We start from the raw sequence: 3,849 nt of genomic DNA on the forward strand, positions 1-3,849 counted from the left end.
GCCGGGGCGCGCGGCCGCCCGTGCAGACGCAGCGGACGGGGCTGGTGCCGCCGCCGCGCCAGAGACGGCGGCCGCGATCGCGGCGAAGAACTCTGCGGCGCCGGCGCGCGCGGGCTTCACCAGGAAGCGCCCCTCCAGGGCGAGGACCCTTTCCTTGACGTTCTCGTCCGGGTACGCCGTGACGGCGACGACCGTGACCCCGGGGCGGGACTGCCGGACCTTCTCGATCAGCTCCAGCCCGCCCAGGAAGCCCTCGTTGTCGAGCGTCGGCATGACGATGTCCGTGAGCACCGCGGGGGCGTACCCGCGCGCGACCTCGCGCTCGATCTCGCGCAGCCCGGCGCCCACGCCGTCGCAGGAAACCACGCGGAAGCCCAGACGTCCGAGCTGCCCGGCGGCCTCCTCCCGGAAGACCGGATCGTCGTCGACGAGCACCAGCGGCACGCCCGCCCCGACCGGCTCGGGCGTGGTGTCGAGGTCGGCGAACGAGGTCTCGCCCTCCGGCTCCGCGGCCGGCGTGGCAGCCGCGTCGGCGCCGCGCTCGCGCTCGCGCTCGTCGATCAGCCGGGTGCCCTCGAGCACGAGCCACTGGGTGTCGATCCCGCGCTCGAGGATGAATGCGTGCGGGTCGACGCTGACCTCGCCGCGGCTCTTGATGTCGGCGAGCTCGAAGCTGAACGTCCCCTCCTTCCAGGAGAGGAAGTAGACGATCGCGTCCTCGATCTGCTGCTGGACGATCTTCTCGAGCGCGGCCTCGTCCATGAGCCCGAGGCGCACGAGGATCGAGCCGAGCAGCTCCCGGCTCTCGCCGGCGCGCTGCAGCTCGAGCGCCCTGGCCAGGTCCTCGGGCCCCACGAGCCCGCGCGAGACGAGCAACTCACCGAGGGTCTTGCCGGGCCGCGGCGAGACGGTCTGGATGACCTTGCCCTCGCGGATGAGGATCTTCCCCTGCTGCCCCTCGCGCTCGAGCACGAGGATGCCCGACTTCTTGCTCAGGGACACGATCTGGAGGATGTCGGGAAGCGACAGATCCTCGAGGTTCCCCACCAGGCTCATGGAGCCGCTCAACCCCCTGTCCACGCACGAGATCCGGCGGCGGAGGCGCACCTCGCCGCACCATGCTGTATAGCACGGCCTGACGGTCGATGCAAACCCCGGAAGAGAAAGAAAAAAAGCCCCGGGAGGCGGTCCCCCCGGGGCTGGTGAAGCGCGGAACTAGAAGGTCAGGTTGAACTGGGCCGTGGCGCCCCAGGCGTTGTCGAGGTCGCCGTAGGCGTCGCCGGGGAGCAGGTAGGCGAAGCCGACGTTGACGCCGACGTTCTCGGTCATCGAGTACATCGCGATCACGTCGAACTCCTCGCCAAGCGCCTCGTCGTTGCCGGCGCCCTTCGCGGTCTCCTGCAGGCGCTGCCCGTAGATCCCCGCGGCGTACAGCGTGAGGGCCGGCATGACCTTCACGGCGGCCGAGACCTTCCCGGCCACGGCGTTGCCGACGCTCAGGTCGCCGGTGTAGGTGCTCTCCCAACCCGGGAGGTCGAAGTTGTTGAACAGGATCACGGACCAGAACGGCGACTGGTAATCGAACCGCAGCGCGCCCTCGTTCTTCGCAGTGCCGGGCTTGTCGCCCTGGGCGTACGCAACCTCGGCGCCGATCGTCGCCGGGCCCGCCAGGAACTTCGCGCCGACGTAGGCGAGGAGACCGCTCTGATCGACGTCCTTGCCGCCCGTCACCTTGTTCTTGCCGGTGATGTACGCAACCTCGGCGGAGAGGTCGACGGGGCCGGCCTTGCCCATCGCGAAGGCGTCGCCGCCGAAGCGCTCCTTGTCGATGTTCGAGGTGGTCTGGTCGTCGGACCACAGGCCGAGGACGCCGAACTTGAAGCCGGCCGCCTCGGCCGTGACGGCCAGGGTCACGCCGTCGTTGTCAGCCTGGTTCTGGACGCCGTTGACCAGCGTCGCGCCGTTGAGGGTCTCGGCGTTCTTGTCCCACGACAGCGAGACCGCGACCGGGTCGAGCTTCGCCGCCATCTTGGCGCGGAAGCGGTTGTCCTTGTTGGCCAGCACGCCCGGACCCCAGCTCACATCCTGCTTGCCGAGGGTCATAGTCAGCGGGGTGCTCGGAATCGCCACGACCATGTTGACCCAGTCGAAGTCGATCTGGTTGGCAGAGCCGAAGATGGCGTTGTTGCCGAACGCCTCCTGGGCACCCCACATGGTCTCGAGGATGTCCGTGCGCACCTGCAGCTTCACGCCATCGGCAACGGGCCACGTCAGGAACAGGCGGAGGCGCTGGTCCCACCACTCGACCTGGTTGTCGGCCTTCGGGTTGATGGTCTGGAAGTACTTGTCGGTGTACCAGTAGCGGGCGCGGAACTCAGCCTTGGTCTCGAGGGCCGCCGCCGAGGCCTGGCCCGCGACCGCGAACATGATCGCCGCCGCAAGGGTGATCGTCATGAACTTCTTCATCGTGTCCCTCCTGTTTGCCTGCTTGGTTCCCCGTTTTCCCGGCCGTCCGCGTATCCAGCCGTCCTGCACTTCACCGGGAAAGCCTGGTTCCTCACCGTCGCACAGCCGTTATCCCTGCGAGCCCATCACCTCCCCGTGGCGCGGATACGCATCGCCGCTTGTTTTTCTCGTCCAAAGCCGCTCCGGGGGCACCACCCCCGGATACCCTACCCTCTTCGGAGTGATTCCGGGGGCAAACTATCAGCAGCAATTCTTCCCTGTCAAGACCTTATTTTCCCTCGGCGAACCGCCCCGGCGGCCTCCAGGCGACCAGTCTCGCGCGCTCCCCGAGGAGGACCCCCGCATTGCGGTTGACCAGGAAGAGCGTCTCGACCGTTCCGTCGCGGTCCACGTCGCCCCGGGCGAGGTCGGCGACGTAGCCATCGAAGGAGCGGCTCCGCCCCTCCTCTTCGAGGGAGAACGAACCCGGCTGGGCCTCGAGAACGACGACCTCCCCCTTGCCGATCCCGCGCATGCGGGTGAGCACGATCATGGAGTCCGAGTAATTGCGGGGCACGATGAGGCGGGTCCCCGCCGGCGTCGCCTCCGCGAGCAGACGCCCCTGGAAGGCCTGCATCGCCTCGTCGAACGCCTGTCCCTCGAGGCTCCAGCCCCCGCCGAGATCCTGCTCCCGCAGCGGCGGGGGGTACCCGCCATAGGTCCGGGCGCTCCGCCAGAGGGCCTTGCCTTCCGCGTCGAAGGCGAAGAGGTACCCGTTCCGGTCCAGCACATAGCACGCGGCCGGGCTCCCCGCGGCGGCCAGCGCAAGGCCGAAGATGCCCGCCTGCCGCGGCAGGGCGGTGCCGTCGACCCGCTCCACCGAACCGTCGCGCCACCGGTACTCCTCGACCCGGCCCGCGAGCACTTCGTCGATGCCCGCCCGCTGTCCGAGCAGGAGCGGGGCCGCCCCCGGCCGCGGCACGGAACGCAGGTAGAGCCCGTCGGCCGTCCCGATCACCTCCAGCCTCCCGCCGCGCCAGGAGCGGATCTCGGTCGCGGCCCGGCCCCACGTGACGGCCGAGACGAGGACCTCCGCCCGGCCGTCGCCGTCCACGTCGGCAGCGTCCAGCCCCACGATCCGCCGGCCGCCCCGCGCGGCCTCGTCCCAGCGCCAGGACAGCTGCTGCTCGTCCCAGCGGTACAGCGACAGCCGGTCGCCGTCGCTGACGACGATCTCCACCCGGCCCTCGCCGAGGATGTCGCCTGCCGCGAGGGCCCGCCCGCCGCCGGGGAGATCCCGGACGGCGTACTCGCCCTCGCCCGCCCGGGCCGGGACCGGCGACGGGGCCGGGGTCGGCGCCGCCGGCGAAGCCGGGGCCGCGTCGGCGGATGGCGACGCCGGGG

The 3,849-nt window shown here is 70.4% G+C and carries 3 protein-coding genes; all 3 read right to left on the minus strand.

Going from position 1 to position 3,849, the window contains the following annotated elements; all coding sequences use genetic code 11:
• Positions 1-1,080: response regulator (locus VI078_12700; GenBank protein ID HEY6000140.1), on the minus strand; the 1,080-nt coding region annotated here is incomplete at its 3' end.
• 135 nt (positions 1,081-1,215) lie between these two features.
• Positions 1,216-2,466 (minus strand): alginate export family protein, encoded by a 1,251-nt coding sequence (locus tag VI078_12705; GenBank protein HEY6000141.1) that lies wholly within the window; start codon positions 2,464-2,466, stop codon positions 1,216-1,218.
• A 268-nt stretch (positions 2,467-2,734) separates the two neighbouring features.
• Positions 2,735-3,849 (minus strand): VCBS repeat-containing protein (locus VI078_12710; protein ID HEY6000142.1); only part of this gene is annotated, 1,115 nt, incomplete at its 5' end.

Source organism: bacterium, assembly GCA_036524115.1.
GTDB lineage: Bacteria > JAUVQV01 > JAUVQV01 > JAUVQV01 > DATDCY01 > DATDCY01.